Source organism: Massilia varians (genome assembly GCF_027923905.1).
GTDB classification, from domain to species: domain Bacteria; phylum Pseudomonadota; class Gammaproteobacteria; order Burkholderiales; family Burkholderiaceae_D; genus Telluria; species Telluria varians_B.
This window is the reverse complement of sequence record NZ_AP026966.1, coordinates 1,986,243-2,005,068: the sequence shown is the minus strand read 5'-3', so window position 1 is coordinate 2,005,068 and position 18,826 is coordinate 1,986,243. Positions and strand designations below refer to the sequence as shown.

Annotated in this window: 16 protein-coding genes and 1 pseudogene; 15 read left to right on the top strand and 2 right to left on the bottom strand. The window is 68.1% G+C overall.

Annotated features, from left to right (window positions below):
* Positions 1-40 precede the first annotated feature (40 nt).
* From MasN3_RS09135 to MasN3_RS09120, 4 genes are all read left to right on the top strand, one after another.
* The gene (locus MasN3_RS09135) at positions 41-1,309 is read left to right on the top strand and encodes a nitronate monooxygenase (RefSeq protein WP_281913689.1); all 1,269 of its coding nucleotides are present in this window, start codon (positions 41-43) and stop codon (positions 1,307-1,309) included.
* 128 nt (positions 1,310-1,437) lie between these two features.
* Complete coding sequence (locus MasN3_RS09130; RefSeq protein WP_281913688.1) at positions 1,438-3,825, top strand: sensor domain-containing protein; 2,388 nt, start codon at positions 1,438-1,440, stop codon at positions 3,823-3,825.
* A 72-nt stretch (positions 3,826-3,897) separates the two neighbouring features.
* Positions 3,898-4,200, top strand: coding sequence for a metalloregulator ArsR/SmtB family transcription factor (locus MasN3_RS09125; protein WP_281913686.1), 303 nt, complete (start codon positions 3,898-3,900; stop codon positions 4,198-4,200).
* Between the two features lie 2 nt (positions 4,201-4,202).
* Complete coding sequence (locus tag MasN3_RS09120; RefSeq protein WP_281913685.1) at positions 4,203-4,604, top strand: hypothetical protein; 402 nt, start codon at positions 4,203-4,205, stop codon at positions 4,602-4,604.
* A gap of 13 nt (positions 4,605-4,617) precedes the next feature.
* Here the strand turns inward: MasN3_RS09120 and MasN3_RS09115 are convergent.
* Positions 4,618-4,983, bottom strand: a pseudogene (locus tag MasN3_RS09115) (exopolyphosphatase); the annotation flags it as partial.
* A 306-nt stretch (positions 4,984-5,289) separates the two neighbouring features.
* Between MasN3_RS09115 and MasN3_RS09110 the strand changes: the two are divergent.
* The 10 genes from MasN3_RS09110 (at position 5,290) to crtB (ending at position 17,772) form a co-directional block, all read left to right on the top strand.
* Positions 5,290-6,558, top strand: a complete 1,269-nt coding sequence (locus MasN3_RS09110) for a sensor histidine kinase (RefSeq protein ID WP_281913683.1) — start codon at positions 5,290-5,292, stop codon at positions 6,556-6,558.
* Positions 6,559-6,658: 100 nt separating this feature from the next.
* Positions 6,659-7,435, top strand: a complete 777-nt coding sequence (locus MasN3_RS09105) for a LytR/AlgR family response regulator transcription factor (RefSeq protein WP_281913682.1) — start codon at positions 6,659-6,661, stop codon at positions 7,433-7,435.
* A gap of 75 nt (positions 7,436-7,510) precedes the next feature.
* Positions 7,511-8,938, top strand: a complete 1,428-nt coding sequence (locus tag MasN3_RS09100; protein WP_281913681.1) for a cytochrome P450 — start codon at positions 7,511-7,513, stop codon at positions 8,936-8,938.
* 151 nt (positions 8,939-9,089) lie between these two features.
* Positions 9,090-10,235: a PAS domain-containing sensor histidine kinase gene (locus MasN3_RS09095; protein WP_281913680.1), complete on the top strand. Its 1,146-nt coding sequence runs from the start codon at positions 9,090-9,092 to the stop codon at positions 10,233-10,235.
* 139 nt (positions 10,236-10,374) lie between these two features.
* Positions 10,375-11,388, top strand: coding sequence for a porin (locus MasN3_RS09090; RefSeq protein ID WP_281913678.1), 1,014 nt, complete (start codon positions 10,375-10,377; stop codon positions 11,386-11,388).
* 363 nt (positions 11,389-11,751) lie between these two features.
* A complete protein-coding gene (locus tag MasN3_RS09085) occupies positions 11,752-12,753 on the top strand; it encodes a polyprenyl synthetase family protein (protein ID WP_281913676.1) in 1,002 nt (333 codons plus the stop codon).
* 16 nt (positions 12,754-12,769) lie between these two features.
* A complete protein-coding gene (locus MasN3_RS09080; protein WP_281913674.1) occupies positions 12,770-14,077 on the top strand; it encodes a glycosyltransferase in 1,308 nt (435 codons plus the stop codon).
* 4 nt (positions 14,078-14,081) lie between these two features.
* Complete coding sequence (crtY, locus tag MasN3_RS09075) at positions 14,082-15,251, top strand: lycopene beta-cyclase CrtY (RefSeq protein ID WP_281913672.1); 1,170 nt, start codon at positions 14,082-14,084, stop codon at positions 15,249-15,251.
* Positions 15,248-16,801, top strand: coding sequence for a phytoene desaturase (locus MasN3_RS09070; protein WP_281913671.1), 1,554 nt, complete (start codon positions 15,248-15,250; stop codon positions 16,799-16,801). The genes crtY and MasN3_RS09070 overlap by 4 nt, the downstream gene beginning before the upstream one ends.
* Positions 16,798-17,772, top strand: coding sequence for a 15-cis-phytoene synthase CrtB (gene crtB, locus MasN3_RS09065; protein ID WP_281913670.1), 975 nt, complete (start codon positions 16,798-16,800; stop codon positions 17,770-17,772). The genes MasN3_RS09070 and crtB overlap by 4 nt, the downstream gene beginning before the upstream one ends.
* On the opposite strand, the gene MasN3_RS09060 is transcribed toward crtB, so the two are convergent.
* Positions 17,675-18,202 carry a sterol desaturase family protein gene (locus MasN3_RS09060; RefSeq protein WP_281913668.1) on the bottom strand — a complete coding sequence of 176 codons (528 nt, stop codon included), beginning with the start codon at positions 18,200-18,202 and terminating at the stop codon, positions 17,675-17,677. The two genes, crtB and MasN3_RS09060, sit on opposite strands and share 98 nt — an antisense overlap.
* A 125-nt stretch (positions 18,203-18,327) precedes the next feature.
* Here MasN3_RS09060 and MasN3_RS09055 point away from each other — a divergent pair, with 125 nt between their 5' ends.
* The gene (locus MasN3_RS09055; protein ID WP_281913666.1) at positions 18,328-18,735 is read left to right on the top strand and encodes a DUF2141 domain-containing protein; all 408 of its coding nucleotides are present in this window, start codon (positions 18,328-18,330) and stop codon (positions 18,733-18,735) included.
* Positions 18,736-18,826 lie beyond the last annotated feature (91 nt).

Below are 18,826 nucleotides of genomic sequence, written 5' to 3'. Positions count from 1 at the left end.
ATATGTACGCGTAGGGAACTACGGCGGTTTAAGGATTGCAATGAAACGTGTTGATGATTTCCGCCTGAAACTGGGCAACAAGGAATATGTGCCCATCATGATCGGCGGGATGGGCGTGGACATCTCGACCTCGGAACTGGCCCTCGAGGCCGCCCGCCTGGGCGGCATCGGTCACATCTCGGATGCGATGGTGCAGGACGTGTCGGACCGCAAGTTCGACACCACCTTCGTCAAGGACAAGACCAAGCTCTACAAGTTCAACATCAACAACATGAACAAGGCAGTGGTCCAGTTCGACCTGGACCGCCTGGCCGAGGCGACCCGCCTGCACGTGGGCTCGACCATGGAAGCGAAGAAGGGCGATGGCCTGATCTTCGTGAACTGCATGGAAAAGCTGACCATGAACGCGCCCAAGGAAACCCTGCGCACCCGCCTGTCGGCGGCGATGGACGCCGGCATCGACGGCATCACCATGTCGGCCGGCCTGCACCTGGGTTCCTTCGAGCTGATCAAGGATCACCCGCGCTTCCGCTCTACCTACCTGGGCATCATCGTTTCGTCGGTGCGCGCGCTGCAGCTGTTCCTGAAAAAGGTCTCGCGCCTGAACCGCCTGCCCGACTACGTCATCGTCGAAGGCCCGCTGGCCGGCGGCCACCTGGGCTTCGGCATCGACGACTGGAAGCAGTACGACCTGCACACCATCATGGACGAAGTCCATGCCTACATGCGCGCCGAGCAGCTCGACATCCCGGTGATCGCCGCGGGCGGCATCTTCACCGGCACCGACGCGGCCGGCTTTCTGGAAAAAGGCGCCGGCGGCGTGCAGGTGGCGACCCGCTTCACCGTCACCCACGAATGCGGCATGCCGGACCACGTCAAGCAGGAATACTTCCGCGCCAGCGAAGAAGACATCATCGTCAACGGCGTCTCGCCGACCGGCTACCCGATGCGTATGCTGAAAAGCACGCCGGCGATCGGTTCCGGCATCCGCCCAGGCTGCGAATCCTATGGCTATCTGCTGGACGCCACCGGCAACTGCGCCTACATCAACTCGTACAACCGCGAAGTGCAGGCCAGTCCAGACGGCAAGAACATCACGGTGTTCGACAAGACCTGCCTGTGCACCCACATGCGCAACTTCAACTGCTGGACCTGCGGCCACACCACCTACCGCCTGAAGGACACCACCCACCGCCTGGCGGACGGCAGCTACCAGATCCTGTCGGCCCAGCACGTGTTCGAGGACTATCAGTTCAGCGTCGACAACCAGATCGCGCTGCCGCCGAAACAGGAGCACGTTGCGGCCTGACGGGCGCGCCAGACGCTGTTCAGTATCCTACAAGCCACGGTTCGCCGTGGCTTGTGTGTTTTGCGCCCGCCGCTTGCGAAGGCGTGTAAGCTGGAGATCCCACGAGCGTTTTCGCGAAGGGTCCCGGCATGTCCACCATCGAACCGTCCGCGCAGGTCTGCTTCCTGGCCGATGACGAAGGCAAGGTCGTGACCTGGAATCCCGCATGCGCGACGCTGTTCGGCTGGCCCCTGGCGCAGGCGCCGGGACGCGCCCTCCTCGACCTGGTCGCCGGCGGCGAGCCCGATCCCGGCTGGGCGGCCCTGGCCGCCGCCGGCGGCGCCACCTTGCGGATGCGCTTTGCCGGCGGGCGCGAAGGCCGGGCCAGCCTGGGCCTGCTGCGCCAGTACGACGCCGGCGGCGAAGCGCGGGGCTGGAGCGTCACCGTCTTCATCGCCGCGGCCGATGCGCTCTCCGAAGCCGAGCGGGTCGGCAATACGCCGCTGTCCGAGGTGGTCGACCTGCTGCCCGGCACCTTCTACGCGATCAATCGCGACGGCCGCTTCATCCTCTGGAACGCCAACCTGGAACGCATGACCGAAATGACGCCGGACGAGCTGGCCGCCGCCCATGTGTTCGACATGTTCGAGCCGCGCGAGCGCGCCCAGGCCAGGGAAAACTTCCGCCGCGTGTTCGACGAGGGCGCCGAGGTGGCGATGGAGATGAACTACGTCTCGCGCAGCGGGCGCGAGACGCCGGTCATCGTCGGCGGCGCGCGCGTGGGCTGCAACGGCGACCAGTACCTGTTCGGGATGGGCCTGAGCATCGCCAAGCGCCGCGAGAAGGAGCGCCAGCTGCTCCTGCGCGAGCGCGCGCTGCATGCGGCCAACAATGGCATCGTCATCACCCGCTGTGTCGGGCGCGACAACATCATCGAGTACGTCAACCCGGCCTTCGAGTGCATCGCCGGCTATTCGGCCCTTGAAGCGATCGGGCGCGACGCGCGCTTCATGCGGGCGCCCGATTTCGACGCCCACGAGCGCAGCCAGGTGCGCCTGGCGCTGGCCGAGCGGCGCGCGGTCAACGTGGTCTTTCGCAATATGCGCAAGAACGGCGAGATCTTCTGGAACGACCTCTCCATCACCCCGGTGCGCGACGAGCACGGCGAAGTCACTCACTTCATCGGCATCTTGCAGGACGTCACCGCCACCAAGCAGCGTACCGAGCACCTCGAGCACGAGATCAACCACGATCACCTCACCGGCCTGGCCAACCGCAATCTGCTGTGGGACCGCCTCGACCACGCAGTCCACCTGGCCCAGCGCCACGGTTCCATGGTGGCGACCATCCTGGTCGACCTGGACAACTTCAAGACCATCAACGACACCTTCGGCCACGAAGCCGGCGACATGGTGCTCAAGGTGGTCGGACGCCGCCTGCTGGCGGCGGTGCGCGACAGCGACACGGTGGCGCGCATGTCGGGCGACGAGTTCGTGCTGGTGCTGGTCGACCAGCCCTCGGTGCGCTTCACCTTGCGCATGGCCGAGCGCCTGCGGCGCGCGATGACGATGCCGGTGGCCTTCGGCGGCAACGAGATCGCGGTCGGCGCCAGCCTGGGCGTGGCGCTGTTCCCGCAGGACGGCGCCACGCCCGCCGAGCTGGTGCGCGCGGCCGACATGGCGATGTACCACATCAAGGGCAACGGCGGCGGCGTGCACTTCTACTCGCCCGAGATGCGCTCGGCAAGCCAGAAGCGCGCCGCCCTGGCCGACAGCATCCGCAGCGCCCTCGAGCACGACGAACTGTTCCTGCTGTTCCAGCCCCGCATGGACGCCAGGAGCGGCAAGGTGCGCGGCTTCGAGGCGCTGCTGCGCTGGCGCCACCCGAAGCACGGCATCATGCTGCCGGCCGCCTTCCTGGCCGAGGCCGAGGAATCGGGCAAGATGATCGAGATCGGCAACTGGGTGCTGGACCAGGCCTGCGCCTTCCTGCGCGAACTGGGCCAGCTCGGCTACACCGGCCTGCCGGTATCGGTGAACGTCTCGCACCGCGAGTACAGCCAGCACGGCTTCATTCCCGGCCTGGCCGAGCGCATGGCGCGCTACGGGCTGCCGCCCGGCAGCCTGGAGGTCGAGATCCCCGAGGCCGACCTGATCCGCAATCCGGGACTGGGGCGCGACCTGTCGGCGCAGCTGCGCGAAGTCGGCGTGGCGCTCTCGCTCGACGAGTTCGGCAAGGGGATTTCCGACCTGTCCTTCCTGCGCCAGCTGTCGGTGCGCCAGGTCAAACTCTCGAAGGCGGCGGTGCACGAGATCGCCCGCGAGGGCGACGGCAACGGCGGCAGCCGGCTGGCCAAGACCCTGATCGACATCGGCCACAACCTCGACCTGGCAGTGGTGGGCGAAGCGGTCGAGACCGAGGCGCAGGTCGAATTCCTGCGCTCGCACGGCTGCGACCAGCTGCAGGGACAGTGGTTCAGCGAGCCATTGCCGCCCGAGGCGGTGCGCGAGATGCTCGGCCAGCGCCATCAGGCGTGACCCCGCTCCGTCATCCGGCGCCGCCAAGACGAAAAACCTTGCGATAGTTCGATATTTAGCTAATAATCGATCATGACTTCCGTTTTCAAAGCCTTGTCCGATCCGACCCGCCGCGCCGTCCTCCAGCACCTGCAGAAGGGACCGATGGGCGCGGGCGAGCTGGCCGAGCTGTTCGACGTGTCCAAGCCGACCATGTCGGCCCACTTTGCCGTGCTGGTCGCGGCCGGGCTGATCGAGCCGGAAAAACACGGCCGCAGCATCACCTACCGGCTCAGGCTGTCGGTGCTCGAAGACGCCCTGCTGGGATTCGCGCAGGCCTTCGGACTGAAGGTCAGCCGGCCCGATCCTCCCGCTGTTGCACCAGAGAAGGAGTAAGCATGAAGCCCTCGTCCCGCCTTTCCCACCTGTGCCGCGCCGTGCTGGCGGCTGCCTGCATCCTTGGCGCATCCAGCCTGCTGACCTGGGCCGCGCCGGCCTACCTCGACCCGGAATGGGCACGGCGCCTTGCCGGCGTCCTGCTGGGCGCAATCGTGGTGGTGTATGCGAACGCGATCCCGAAGGCGCTGGCGGCGCGCATGCGCTGCGCTTCGCCTGCCGCCGACCAGGCCGCGCGCCGCTTTGCCGGCTGGGCCCTGGTGTTGGGCGGACTGGGCTACATGCTGGCCTGGCTGGCCGCCCCGATCGGCGTGGCGGGGATGGTTGGCGGCCTGGCGCTGGGCACGGCGGTGACCTGCGCCGCGCTCGGCTGCATCCGTATCGGTGCGCGCCGCGCCGGCTAGGCCGGCTTCCCGCTCAGCCGTCCTTGTTGATCCGGTTGACCAGGGCGCCCAGCACGTCCTCGGCCATCTCGTTGTCCACCTGGCAGGTGCCGGCGTTCTCGTGCCCGCCCCCGCCGTATTCCAGCATCAGGGCGCCGATATTGGTGTTCGAGGTCCGGTTCAGGATCGACTTGCCGGTGGCAAACACGGTGTTCTGCTGCTTGACACCCCACGGCACGTGGATCGAGATATTGGTCTCGGGGAACAAGGCGTAGATGATGAAGCGGTTGCCGGCGTAGATCACCTCCTCGCCGCGCAGGTCGAGCACCACCAGGTTGCGGTGGACGCGGGCGCAGCGCCGGATCTGTTCCTTGCAACGCTCGCTGTGCTCGAAGTACAGCGTGGTGCAGACATCGGCACTTCCTTTCTGGAGTCGGAAAGCGGGACTGCGGTCGAAAGATCATACCTTGCAACGTTTCCGTTTGTCAGCATCGTATCTCAGCTTTTGCGCTGACGCATCCTGGCCCGGATGGACGCCATCCATTCCCCGGATCGTGCAGGCTGTCGCACGGTACTGGCCGCCAGGGCGGGCGCGGGGTAAAGTTGCATCATCCCAACAGTCGTAGACGTCGGAGATGTTGTATTTCCGGCACGCGCCAGTGGCGAAGAGGTACACTCGCCGCTTGCACCAACAGCGAAGATCGATATGCAAGCCAGGAACACCAATCCGCATTATTTTTCGAGCGTCCTGTCGTGGCTCTACCGCGGCTTCGACGCCGTGGCGACCTGGGTGACCCAGCTGTCGTGGTGGAAGTTTTTCCTGTTTGCGATCCTGACCCTGACCGCCGGGGCCATCCTGCAGGAAGAACTGTTCTCCGGGCCCGCTGAAGAATACGTGTCGCGCGCCGAGCGCGAGCGGCGCGGCGGCGACGCCGCCATCCTGATCGACGAAAGCGGGATCCGCTTCCATCCGCGCAACCGGCCGCGCAGCGCGACGCCGCCGGAACCGCCCGCCCCGCCGGACGCCGAAGGCGCACCCGACGCGCCCGACGCGCCGCCCGCCCCGGCCGCGCCGGCGGCCCCGAGCGCGCCGGCGGGCGCGGGCAGCGGCAGCGAATCGGTCCACATCGAATTGCCGCCGCAGATCAGCGAGGAATTGTCGAACGCAATCGATGCCGCCGTGGAAGACGCCGCCGAGCAGAAGGTGTCGCGCTACCACAAGCAGGCCTCGACCTGGTTCATGAACTTCGTGCTGCTGTTCGTGCTGGCCCTGTTCGGCACCAAGGCCCTGGTGGGAGGCAAGAAGCGCGCCGAGGCGCAATCCCAGCTGGCCAACGCCGCGGCCGAGCGCGAAGCCATGCAGCGCCAGCTGTCGGAAACCAAGATGCAGATGATGCAGGCCCAGGTCGAGCCCCACTTCCTGTTCAACACCCTGGCCTCGGTCGAGCACCTGATCCAGGTCGACCCGCCGCGCGCCTCGGCCATGCAGCGCAGCCTGATCCAGTACCTGCGCGCGGTGCTGCCCCAGATGCGCGACAACGCCGTCGTCACCGGCCTCGGGCGCGAGGTGGACATGGTCACGGCCTACCTGGCCCTGCTCAAGATGCGCATGGAAGAGCGCCTGACGGTGGTGATGCAGGTGCCGGACGGCCTGCGCAGCGCGGCCTTCCCGCCGATGATGCTGCAGTCGATGGTCGAGAACGCGATCAAGCACGGCCTCGAATGCAAGCCGGAAGGCGGCACCCTCAAGATCCAGGCCGAAGTGGTCGACAGCAAGCTGCTCGTCACCGTCACCGACGACGGCGTCGGTTTCGGGGTGATGCCCAGCGACGGCACCGGCCTCGGATTGCAGACCATCCGCGACCGCCTCAAGCTGCTGCACGGCGACGCCGGCCAGCTGCACATCGCGGCCAACAGCCCGAGCGGCGTGATCGCCATGATCGAGGTGCCTTACCAGCTCGCCAGGGCGGGCTGACCCGCCCTGCATGGCCGGGGCCGGCGCCCGGGCGGATGCTTGCCTGGCGCGCTGTTTCATTGAATAATCAACAAATCATCACCTAGCTACAGGGACCAGCATGCCAACCGCACCTACCGCGATCATCGCCGACGACGAACGACTCATGCGTGACCAGCTGCGCCTGCGCCTGTCCGAGGTCTGGCCGGAACTCGACATCATTGGCGAAGCCAAGAATGGCGAGGAGGCGGTGGAACTGGTCGAGCAGCTGAAGCCGGACCTGACCTTCCTCGACATCCGCATGCCGGGCAAGACCGGGATGGAAGCGGCGCGCGACATCGGCGAGCGCAGCCAGATCGTGTTCGTCACCGCCTACGACCAGTACGCGGTGGAAGCCTTCGAGCGCGGCGCCATCGATTACGTGCTGAAACCCACCGAGCCGGAGCGTCTGAAGCTCACCGTCGACCGCCTGAAGCAGCGCCTGGAGCGTCCCAACGAAAAAGCCAGCGTCAACGACAGCGTGCAGGCCATGCTGTCGCAGCTGGCCGAGAAGATCGCCGCGCCCAAGCCCAAGCACCTGCAGTGGATCCAGGCCAGCATCGGCCAGGACCTGCGCATGATTCCGGTGGAGGATATCCTGTTCTTCCGCTCGGACGAGAAGTACACCTGCGTCCAGACCGCCAGCTTCGAAGCCCTGATCCGCAAGCCGGTGCGCGACCTGGCCGAAGAGCTCGATCCTTCCCTGTTCTGGCAGATCCACCGCGCCACCCTGGTCAACGTCAACGCGATCGACGGGGTGACGCGCGATATCCGCGGCCGGCACCTGGTGCTGGTCAAGGGCAGGCCGGAGAAGCTGGAAGTCAGCCGCAGCTTCCTGCACCTGTTCAAGCAGATGTAGTCCTGCCGGCGCCCGTGCGCGCCCGTCTTGTCAATTGTCGTACAGTCAAGTTTTACGTACTCGACAGGATGAACCATGAGGAATTTGCGCAAGGACACCCTGCTGCTGGCCGCCGGCGTGCTCGGCGCCTTCGGCACCGGACTGGCTGCCGGCCGGCGCATCGCCCGGACCGCTCCCGCCGCCTACGCCAATCACGATGACGGCTTGCCGCGCGCCAGCCTGCGCGACACGCTCGCCCTCGGGCTCGAGGTCTTCGCCCCAGTGGTGGCGCAAGGGGTGATCATCCGCCGTCCGCCCATGATGGCCCTGGCGGAGCGCTTCGACACGCACCGCCGCGCCATCCGGCGCATGCAGAAGCTGCGCGACAAGTACGGCCCCGGCCCCTTGATGCTGCCGCTGCCGATCCGCAAGCAGGCGGTGGTGCTGGATCCGGCCCACGCCCAGCGCGTGCTGGACGAGTCGCCGGTTCCGTTCTCCGCCGTCAGCACCGAAAAGCGCGCCGCGCTCTCGCACTTCGAACCGAAGGGCGTGCTGCTGTCGACCGGTCCCGAGCGCGCCGACCGGCGCCGCTTCAACGAGGCCGCGCTCGACACCGCGCATCCGATGCACCGGATGGCCGCCAGCTTCCTGCCCACCGTCGAGGAAGAAGCGGCGCGCATGCTGGCGCAGGCCGGCGGCACGCTCGACTGGAAAACCTGGTCCGAAGGCTGGTACCGCCTGATCCGGCGCGTGGTACTGGGCAACAGCGCCGCCGAGGACCAGGAACTGCAGGCCCTGATCGTACGCCTGCGCGGAGCCGCCAACTGGGCCGGCTTCCACCCGAAAATGCCTGCCAGGCGCGAGCGTTTCCTGGCCCGCATCCAGACCTACCTCGAGCGCGCCGAGCCGGGCAGCCTGGCCGGCTACATGGCGGGGATCACGCGCAGCGCCACCACCGCGCCGCGCCAGCAGGTGCCGCAATGGCTGTTCGCTTTCGACGCAGCCGTGATGGCCAGTTTCCGCGCCCTGGCCCTGCTGGCCAGCCATCCCGCACAGCTGGCGCGCGCCCGCGAGGAGATCGCGGCGCGCCGGCCCGGGCAGCCCCTGCCCTTCCTGCGCGCCTGCATGCTGGAAGCGCTGCGCCTGTGGCCGACCACGCCCATGGTGCTGCGCCAGAGCACATCCGAGACGCGCTGGGAGCACGGCAGCATGCCGGCCGACACCGGCGTCCTGATCCACGCGCCCTTCTTCCACCGCGACGATACCCGCCTGGAGCATGCAGACCGCTTCACGCCGGAGCTGTGGCTGGACGGCCGGACCGCCGGTCAGGACTGGCCGCTGATCCCCTTCAGCGACGGTCCGGTGATGTGTCCGGGGCGCCACCTGGTGCTGATGCTGAGCAGCGCCATGCTGGCTACCCTGCTCGGAGCTCGCCCGCTGGCGCAGACTGGGGGGCTGGCGCTGGACCCGGAAAGGCTGCCCGGGACGCTGAACAATTTTGCGCTCCGCTTCCGGCTAGGCTAAAACGGCCTTGTGTGGCCTCAATCCGCTGTACGCCGCCGCAAGGTAATGTAGAGCTCCCGGCCTCCAGGCCTTTCCTTTCAGCTTCTGCATGAGCATTCAGCGGCCACCACAGCGGCGCGTGCGCCGGCGCGGTCCGGGCACGGCCGTTCTCGTGTTCTCTTTCCTGGGCGGATATTGCGCCGGCCAGGCCGTTGCGGCGCTGCGCCGTGCGCGCAACGTGCATCGCCCCGCGCGCGCCTTCGACGGCCGGCGCATCGTGCACAGCGCCAGCGACGCCATCCTCTCGATCGACGAAGGGGCCGTGATCCTGTTCGCCAACCCGGCCGCGGCCCAGATGTTCGCCAGCAGCGTCAGCGTCATGCAGGGCAGCTCGCTGGCCCGCTTCATCCAGGCGCCGGTGCGCAATGCCAGGGCGCCCTGCGACTACTTCCCGGCCGGCGGCGGGCGCGCGGGGCGGCGCGCCACCGACTACGCGGTCACCGGCATCCGCGCCAACGGCCAGCTGTTCCCGATCGAGGGCTCGATCTCCACCATCGAACACGACGGGCACGAAGTCTGCACCGTGATCCTGCGCGACGTCTCCGAGCGCCACCTGGTGCAGCAGAAGCTGGCGCGCTCGCACGACCAGCTGCGCCAGCTGTCCTCGGCGCTGCAGACCATCCGCGAAGAAGAGCGCACCCACATCGCGCGCGAGCTGCACGACGACCTCGGACAGCTATTGGCCTCGCTGCGCATGGACCTGACCCTGCTGCAGGGGAACGCCAGGCTGCCCGAGCCGAGCCAGCGCCTGATCGAGGGCATGGAAACCAACCTGATGATGGCGATCGCCTCGCTGCGCCGCATCGCCACCAACCTGCGCCCGCGCGCGCTCGACGAAGGCGGCCTGTACTTCGCGCTGCAGGGCCTGCGCGACGATTTCGTCGAACGCCACGGCATCGCCTGCACCCTGCTCGCCGAGGAAGCCGAGCTGCGCCTGGACGATACCGCCAGCACCGCCGTGTTCCGCATCGTGCAAGAGGCGCTCACCAATATCGCGCGCCACGCGGGGGCGACCCAGGTCCTGCTCAACCTCGACCGCCTGGACGACGAACTGCTCCTGACCATCCGCGACGACGGCCGCGGCATCCGCTCCGAAGACATGGAAAAGAAGGAATCGCTCGGCCTGGTGGGCATGCGCGAGCGGGTCTGGGCCATGCACGGCGAGATCACCATCAGCAGCGAAGGCATGTCCGGCACCACCATCGAGATCGCGCTGCCGCTGGCCGGGCGCATCATCCGGGAGAACGCCGACAATTAAAGCAGCGCCCTTGGCCCTTGGGCATATCAGCGTGTCACATAGCAACATGTCATTAAGTCGACATATTCGCTAGGTAAGATCCGCGTCGATCTGAGTTTATTGAGAACTCGACATCCTGTCCAAACCAAAGGAGCTCTTCATGAAGTTCAAGTACCTGGCAGCTGCGATGCTGTCCTCCCTGCCACTGTTCGCCAACGCCCAGACCAACGTCCAGATCTACGGCGTGATGGATGCAGCAATCGCCGTGGAAGACACCGACGCACCGGGTGAAGACAGCCGCACCGTGATCAACTCGGGCAACCAGTCGAGCAGCCGGATCGGCTTCCGCGGCACCGAAGATCTGGGCAATGGCCTGAAAGCACTGTTCAACATCGAAGCGGGCGTTGCCCTGGATACCGGCGCCGCCGATTCGACCATGTTCGGCCGCCGCGCCGTGGTCGGCCTGCAAGGCAGCTTCGGCACCCTGACCGTGGGCCGCGAATACAGCCCGATCGCCGCCGTGGCCGCCGCCAGCGACGCCCTCGGCCAGGGCCTGTACGGCAGCAACCTGTCGGCCTTCACCAGCGGCCGCCTGACCCGCCGTCTGGCCAACTCGGTCAACTACAAGAGCAACGCGGCGGGCGGCTTCACCGTCAACGCCGCCTACTCGACCGGCGAAAAAACCGTCGACCCGTCGGGCGACCTGATGGGCGTGTCGCTGGAATACAAGAACGGCGGCCTGTACCTGGGCGCCGGCTACCACCAGCTCGAGCGCCTGGCGACCGGCGACGACAAGGAATACGCGTTCGGCGCGGGCTACAGCTTCGGCGCCTTCGAAGTGAAGGGCAACTACCTGGTCGCGGACCCGACCGGCGCCAACAACGAGTACAAGAACGCCAACCTGGGCGGCACCTATACCGCCGGCCCGAGCAAGTTCCTCATCAATTTCCAGCAGCAAAAGCTGGAAAGCGGCGCCAAGGGCACGACCGTCTCGGTGGGGTACACCTATGCGCTGTCGAAGCGCACCAACATCTACACGACCTACGCCCAGCTGCGCAACAACGGCCGCGCGGCCTTCGGCATCACCTCGTCGTCGGTGACCCTGGCGCCGCCGGCAACGGCGCTGGGCGCCGATCCGCGCGTGTTCAACGTGGGCATCCGCCACTCGTTCTAAACGACTCCCATGCGGCGCGGCGCCGCATGTCCCAGGAAGGCCGGCCTTGCCGGCCTTTGTCTATGTTTGACCCGGCCCTGAGCCGGAGCGCACCATCCTCGTCCCGCGCTTGACCCGCTGACCGTGCGTGGCGCAAGCGAATCTGGCCTAATTTTCAAGTTTAATACGTTTGCTACATTGATGCGGTGGTTCGCAGGCTGCAGCACGCATGCACCTCAAGACCCGCGCACACAATTGAAAAAATTATCGAATTCCCAACATTGCTTCCGGTATGATCGTCGGCAAATTTAGCAATTCTTGTTCTGGCTCTCGACGATAAGGGGGTAGCAAATGACACGAAAGTCACAGCGGTTCAACGGAGCCATGAACGCTTCCATCAATGGCTTCGCCCTGGCCCCAGGCGATGAACCGGATCCACACGGCGTGCTGGCGCTGCGCGAGCGCGTCGAAGAGCGTATGGCCTTCCTGCTGGCCGAATCCGGTGACCAGGCCGACCTGCTTGGCGCGGCCATGCGCGCCGGCGCACTTGGCGCGGGCAAGCGCATGCGCCCGCTCTTGGTGATGCTGGTGGCGCGCGACCTCGGCTGCAATTCGCCGGCACTGGCCGACGTCGCCTGTGCGGTCGAAATGGTGCATGCCGCTTCGCTGGTGCTCGACGACCTGCCCTGCATGGACAATGCCCAGCTGCGGCGCGGCAAGCCGGCCGTCCATGTCCAGTACGGCGAAGACGTCGCCATCCTGGCATCGGTCGCCTTGCTGAGCCGTGCCTTCGGCGTGCTGGCGGGCGCCGCCGACATTCCTCCGGTCACCCGCAGCCGCCTGGTGGCCAAGCTGGCCGAGACCGTCGGCACCCAGGGCCTGGTGCGCGGCCAGTTCCAGGACCTGCACGGCGGCGCGCGCACGCTCGATGCCATTGCCACCACCAACGAACTCAAGACCGGGGTGCTGCTCGGCGTCGCCGTCGACATGGCGGCCATCGTCTGCCAGGCCGACGAGCGCGTGGCGGCCTCGCTGCGCGCCTTCGCGCTGGCGGCCGGCCATGCCTTCCAGATCCGCGACGACCTGATCGACCTGCCGGGCAAGGACCTGGCCCTGACCGGCATGGAGAGCGGCAAGGACACCGGCAAGGACCTCGGCAAGGCCACCGTGCTGGCCTCGCTCGGCGTCGAGGAAACGCAGCGGCGCCTGGCCAGGCACCTGCACGAGGCGCAGCAGCACCTGGTGGCCGCCCTCGGTCCCAGGGCCGCGACCTGCCTGTTCGTGGAAAGCCTGTTCGCGCCTGGCCGCGCGCGCAAGCATGTTGCCGCCGAGGCTCCCGCAGCCGGCGTCGATGCCGCACGCAGCCGCGAAGCCGTGGCGAACTGAAAGCGGAAGACATCCCATGGCGCACTTCGGGGTCGTCGCACCCGCGTTCTACAGTCATTTCAGCGCGCTGAGCGCGCTCGCCGGCGAGCTGGCGCAACGCGGCCACTGCGTCACCTTCGTGCACCAGCCGGATGCGCTCGCCTACGTCGCCGATCCGCGCATCGGCTTCCATGCGGTGGGCGCGGCCACCCATCCTCCCGGCTCGCTGGCCGCCGTGCTGCGCCGCGCCGCCAACCCGGGCGGCCCGCTCGGCCTGCGCCGCGTCATCCTCGACATGGCGGGCAGCACCGACATGCTGTGCCGCGAACTGCCGCGCGCGATCGACGCGCTCGGGATTGACGCCATCATCGCCGACCAGATGGAAGCGGCCGGGGGCCTGGTCGCCGAGGGACTCGGCCTGCCCTTCGTCTCGGTGGCCTGCGCCCTGCCGGTGAACCGCGAGCCCGGCATCCCGCTGGCCGTCATGCCCTTCGACTACGCCGAGGACGAGCGCACGCGCAGCATCTACGAGGGCAGCACCCGCGTCTACGACTGGATGATGAGCCCACACCGCCGCAGCATTGCCGCCAACGCGCGCCGGCTCGGCTTGGGCGAGCGCGATGGCCTGCACGAATGCCTGTCGCCCCTGGCCCAGGTCAGCCAGACCATCGGCGCCTTCGACTTCCCGCGCCGCGCCTTGCCGCCGCACTTCCACCACGTCGGCCCGCTGCGCCCGACCGGCGCGCACGCCGGCAGCGCGCACCGGCACTTCCTGCCCGCGATCGCGGCCGGCAAGCCCTTCGTGTTCGCCTCGCTGGGCACCATGCAGGGCGGACGTCTGGCGCTGTTCAAGCGCATCGCGCATGCCTGCCGCAGTCTCGACGCGCAGCTTCTGGTGGCCCACTGCGGCGCCCTGGATGGCAGCCAGGAGCGCATCCTCGAAAAGGCCGGCGCCACCTGGGTCTGCGCTTTCGCCGACCAGCAGGCGGTGCTGGCGCGCGCCGACGCCGTGGTCTCGCACGCGGGCTCGAACACCGTGATGGATGCGATCGCCGCGCGCACGCCGATCCTGGCCCTGCCGATCGCCTTCGACCAGCCCGGCACCGCCGCGCGCATCGTCCACGCCGGCATCGGCCTGAAGGCGTCTGCGCGCTTCACCGGCAGCGCCCACCTGGCGCGCCTGCTGCGCCGCCTGCTCGACGAGGACGGCTTCCGCACGCGCCTGGACGCCCTGGGCGACAGCCTTGCCGGCGCCGGCGGCACGCTGCGCGCGGCCGACATCATCGAGGCGGCCCTGCCGGGCCCGCGCCGGCCGCTTGCCATGGATGCGGCCAGCCTTGGATAAGCCCATGCCCGACTACGACCTGGTGCTGGCCGGCGGGGGACTGGCCAACGGCCTGCTGGCCTGGCGCCTGCGCAGCCTGCGTCCGGAGCTGCGCATTCTGCTGCTCGAAAGCGGCGAGCACATCGGCGGCAACCATACCTGGTCCTTCCACGACAGCGACCTGGACCCGGCCCAGGCGGCCTGGATCGCCCCGCTCGTCACGCAGCGCTGGCCGCGCTACGACGTCGCCTTCCCCGAACTGGCGCGCACGCTCGAAGGCGGCTACGCCAGCATCGCATCGAGCGATTTCGCGCGGGTCATCGAGCCGGCGCTCGGCGCCGCCCTGCTCACCCGCGTGCGCATCGCCTCGCTCACGCCCACCAGCGTGCGCCTGGACGATGGCCGGACCATCCACGCGCGCGCCGTCATCGACGGGCGCGGCATGCGGCCCAGCAGCCACCTGTCGCTCGGCTACCAGACTTTTCTCGGCCAGGAGCTGCGCCTGGCCGCGCCGCACGGCCTGACCCACCCCGTCATCATGGACGCGGCGGTCGAGCAGCAAGGCGGCTACCGTTTCGTCTACCTGCTGCCGTTCGGCCCGGACCGGCTGCTGGTCGAGGACACCCATTATGTCGACAGCGCCGCCTGGCAGCCCGAGCGGCTGCGCGCCAACATCGCGGCCTACGTGGCGGCGCGCGGCTGGCAGGTAGCGCAGGTCGTGCGCGAGGAACACGGCTCGCTGCCGATCGTGCTGGCCGGCGACTTCGACGCCTTTTGGGACGAGCTGGCCGGGCAGCCCAGCAGCGGCCTGCGCGCCGGCCTGTTCCACCCGACCACCGGCTATTCGCTGCCGCACGCGGTGCGCCTGGCCGAGCGCATCGCGGCCTTGGGCGCGTTCGAGGCGCCGCAGCTGTTCGCGGCGATCCGCATGGAAGCGCGGCGCGAATGGCAGGGCCAGCGCTTCTTCCGCCTGCTCAACCGCATGCTCTTTCTCGCCGGCCGCCCGGAACAGCGCTGGCGCGTCATGCAGCGCTTCTACCGCCTGCCGGCGCCGCTGATCGCCCGCTTCTATGCCGGCCGGCCGCGCCTGGCCGACAAGGCGCGCGTGCTCAGCGGCAAACCGCCGGTGCCGGTGGCGCAAGCCCTGGTGGCGGCATGCAAGATCCACCCCGACCAGATCAGGAAACCAGCATGAGTCAGTTTACAAGCGAACGCATCGAACAAGGCAAACGGGCCGTGGTGATCGGCGCCGGCTTCGGCGGCCTCGCCCTCGCCATCCGCCTGCAGGCCAGCGGCATGCAGGTCACGCTTCTGGAAAAGCGCGACAAGCCGGGCGGGCGCGCCTATGTCTACGAGGATGAAGGTTTCGTCTTCGACGCCGGCCCCACCGTGATCACCGATCCCTCCTGCATCGAGGAACTGTTCACCCTGGCCGGCAAGCGCCTGTCCGACTACGTCGAGCTGCTCCCGGTCGCCCCCTTCTACCGCCTGTGCTGGGAAGATGGCAGCCACTTCGACTACGCCAACGACCAGGAAGCGCTCGACCGCCAGATCCACGCGCGCAATCCGGCCGACGTGGAAGGCTACCGCCGCTTCCTGGCCTATTCGAAGGCCGTGTTCGACGAGGGCTACCTGAAGCTTGGGGCCGTGCCTTTCCTGTCGTTCCGCGACATGATCGCGGCCGGCCCGCAGCTGGCGCGCCTGCAGGCCTGGCGCAGCGTATACGGCCTGGTGGCGAAGTTCATCCAGGACGAGCAGCTGCGCCAGGCCTTCTCCTTCCATTCGCTGCTGGTGGGCGGCAATCCGTTCGCCACGAGTTCGATCTACACGCTGATCCACGCATTGGAGCGGCAATGGGGCGTGTGGTTCCCGCGCGGCGGCACCGGCGCCCTGGTGCGCGGCATGGTCAAGCTGTTCCAGGACATCGGCGGACGCATCGAGCTGAACGCGCCGGTGGCGCAGATCGAAGCCGCCGGCAACCGGGTCACCGGGGTGCGGGTCGAAGACGGCCGCCTGTTTGGCGCCGATGCGGTGGCCTCGAACGCGGACGTGGTGCACACCTATGCCAAGCTGCTCGGCCAGCACCCGCGCGGCGCGCAGCAAGGCGCGGCGCTGCAGAAAAAGCGCTTCAGCAATTCGCTGTTCGTGCTCTACTTCGGCCTGGACAAGCACCACGAGCAGCTGCAGCACCACACGGTCTGCTTCGGCCCGCGCTACCGCGCGCTGATCAAGGACATCTTCCAGGGGCAGGAACTGGCCGAGGACTTCTCGCTCTACCTGCACGCGCCCTGCGTCACCGATCCTTCCTTGGCGCCGCCCGGCTGCGGCAGCCACTACGTGCTGGCGCCGGTGCCGCACCTGGGCAATGCGCCGATCGACTGGTCCGTCGAAGGCCCGCGCTACCGCGACCGCATCTTCGACTACCTCGAAGAGCGCTACATGCCGGGCCTGCGCAGCCAGCTCGTCACCAGCCGCTTCTTCACCCCGGTCGACTTCCGCGACCAGCTCAATGCCCACCTGGGCTCGGCCTTCTCGCTCGAACCGATCCTGACCCAGAGCGCCTGGTTCCGCCCGCACAACCGCGACGGCGAGCTGTCCAACCTCTATCTGGTGGGCGCCGGCACCCACCCGGGCGCCGGGGTGCCGGGCGTGATCGGCTCGGCCAAGGCGACCGCCGGCTTGATGCTCGCCGAGGCCGCGCAGTCGCGCGCGCCGGCGCCGGCGGTGCGGGAGCTGCGCGCATGAGTCAAGACCTGATGGACCATGCGACCCGCACCATCGAGGTCGGGTCCAAGAGCTTTGCCGCGGCGGCGCGCCTGTTCGCCCCTAGAACCCGGCGCAGCGTGCTGATGCTGTATGCCTGGTGCCGCCACTGCGACGACGTCGTCGACGGCCAGGAGCTCGGCTTCAACCTGCCGGGCGGCGCGCCGCGCGACGCCGCCGCCAAGCTGGCCGTGCTGGAAGACCAGACCCGGCGCGCCTACCTTGGCGAAGCGATGCGCGACCCGGCCTTCGCCGCCTTCCAGGAAGTCGCGCTGCGCCACCGCATCGACCCGCGCTTCGCGCTCGACCACCTGGCCGGCTTCGCGATGGACGTACAGGAGACGCACTACGAGACCATCGACGACACCCTGCGCTACTGCTACCACGTGGCCGGCGTGGTCGGCCTGATGATGGCCTCGATCATGGGCGCGCACGATCCGCGCGTGCTGGACCGCGCCTGCGACCTGGGGCTGGCATTCCAGCTGACCAATATTGCGCGCGACATTGTCGAGGACGCCTGCATGGGCCGCTGCTACCTGCCGGCGCAGTGGCTGCGCGAGGCCGGCATCCCGCCCAATGAGCTGGCCGAGCCGCGCCACCGCGCGCAGCTGGCCAGGCTGGCGGCGCGCCTGGTGGACCATGCCGAACCCTATTACGCGTCGGCCGGCGCGGGCATCGCCGCCCTGCCGCTGCGCTCGGCCTGGGCGATCGCCAGCGCGCGCAACGTGTATCGGCAGATCGGCATCGAGGTCAAGCGGCGCGGCGCGCATGCCTGGGACGAGCGCACCGGCACCGGCAAGGCGGCCAAGCTGTGGCTGCTGGCGAAGGGAGCGGCAAGCGCCCTCGGCTCGCGCTTCAGTGGTCCTGCGGCGCGGCCGCGCGATCCGGCGCTGTGGCAGCGTCCTGGCGGCGCGGTGGACGTCCCCCGTGCCGCGCATGCAAGGCCTGCTTGAGCTTGTGGACCGGGGGCGCGTACAGGAAGCCGAAGGAGACGGCGCCGTCCTTGCCCTCGACCGCATGATGCATGCGATGGGCCTGGTACAGGCGCTTGAGGTAGCCGCTGCGCGGCGTGTAGCGGAATGGCCAGCGCTGGTGCACCAGGCCGTCGTGGGCGACGAAGTACAGGGCGCCGTAGGCGGTCATGCCGGCGCCGATCCACTGCAGCGGCCAGGCGCCTTCGGTGCCGAACCAGATCAGGGCAATCGCCACGCCCGCGAACACCACGGCGTACAGGTCGTTCTTCTCGAACCAGCCGCTGCGCGGTTCGTGGTGCGAGCGGTGCCAGCCCCAGCCGAAGCCATGCATCACATACTTGTGCGCGACGATGGAAAACACTTCCATCAGCACGACGGTGAGCACGACGATGAGGGCATTGAGCAGCATGGCAGATAGACACGATAAACGGAATACGTCGAGCCTACCACAGGCGCCGCCCCGCGCAAGCGGCGCACACAGCGCGCCGCGGTTCAGCGACGGTACAAGCATTCTTCATCCATGAAAGGACACCCATGCGTCACCTCCTGCTTTCCTGCGCCCTGCTGCTGGCGTCCCTCCCCGCATCGGCCGCCACGGTCGAGGTCCGGGTATCGAACGTCGCCGCCGGCAAGGGCAAGATCAACGTCGCCGTGTGCGACCGCGAGCGCTTCCTCAAGCAGTGCGCCCACCATGCCTCGGTGCCGGCCCAGGCCGGCGAGACCGTGATCGGCTTCAAGGACATCCCGCCCGGTACCTGGGCGGTGCTGGCTTACCAGGACGAGAACGGGAACAATCAGCTCGACCGCAACTTCCTCGGCATCCCCACCGAAAACTACGGCTTCAGCCGCGACGCCGCCGGCCGCTTCGGCCCGCCGGGTTTCGACGAGGCCGCCATCGAAGTGCGCGAAGGCACCACGGTAGCGCCCATCAAGCTGCACTGACGCACCCGGAATGTGCTGCCGTGCACGTTTGTGAGGCATGACGTGGGAAGGCAAAAATAAGGATAGGAATCGATTAACTCTTCAGGTATCT

Excerpts from the sequence above, each read along its gene's own strand:
- MasN3_RS09105 (WP_281913682.1), top strand. The coding sequence starts at position 6,659 with ATGCCAACCGCACCTACCGCGATCATCGCCGACGACGAACGACTCATG.
- crtY (WP_281913672.1), top strand. The coding sequence starts at position 14,082 with ATGCCCGACTACGACCTGGTGCTGGCCGGCGGGGGACTGGCCAACGGC.
- MasN3_RS09090 (WP_281913678.1), top strand. The coding sequence starts at position 10,375 with ATGAAGTTCAAGTACCTGGCAGCTGCGATGCTGTCCTCCCTGCCACTG.
- MasN3_RS09070 (WP_281913671.1), top strand. The coding sequence starts at position 15,248 with ATGAGTCAGTTTACAAGCGAACGCATCGAACAAGGCAAACGGGCCGTG.
- MasN3_RS09110 (WP_281913683.1), top strand. The coding sequence starts at position 5,290 with ATGCAAGCCAGGAACACCAATCCGCATTATTTTTCGAGCGTCCTGTCG.
- MasN3_RS09055 (WP_281913666.1), top strand. The coding sequence starts at position 18,328 with ATGCGTCACCTCCTGCTTTCCTGCGCCCTGCTGCTGGCGTCCCTCCCC.
- MasN3_RS09080 (WP_281913674.1), top strand. The coding sequence starts at position 12,770 with ATGGCGCACTTCGGGGTCGTCGCACCCGCGTTCTACAGTCATTTCAGC.
- MasN3_RS09130 (WP_281913688.1), top strand. The coding sequence starts at position 1,438 with ATGTCCACCATCGAACCGTCCGCGCAGGTCTGCTTCCTGGCCGATGAC.
- MasN3_RS09085 (WP_281913676.1), top strand. The coding sequence starts at position 11,752 with ATGAACGCTTCCATCAATGGCTTCGCCCTGGCCCCAGGCGATGAACCG.
- MasN3_RS09100 (WP_281913681.1), top strand. The coding sequence starts at position 7,511 with ATGAGGAATTTGCGCAAGGACACCCTGCTGCTGGCCGCCGGCGTGCTC.
- crtB (WP_281913670.1), top strand. The coding sequence starts at position 16,798 with ATGAGTCAAGACCTGATGGACCATGCGACCCGCACCATCGAGGTCGGG.
- MasN3_RS09135 (WP_281913689.1), top strand. The coding sequence starts at position 41 with ATGAAACGTGTTGATGATTTCCGCCTGAAACTGGGCAACAAGGAATAT.
- MasN3_RS09125 (WP_281913686.1), top strand. The coding sequence starts at position 3,898 with ATGACTTCCGTTTTCAAAGCCTTGTCCGATCCGACCCGCCGCGCCGTC.
- MasN3_RS09060 (WP_281913668.1), bottom strand. The coding sequence starts at position 18,202 with ATGCTGCTCAATGCCCTCATCGTCGTGCTCACCGTCGTGCTGATGGAA.
- MasN3_RS09120 (WP_281913685.1), top strand. The coding sequence starts at position 4,203 with ATGAAGCCCTCGTCCCGCCTTTCCCACCTGTGCCGCGCCGTGCTGGCG.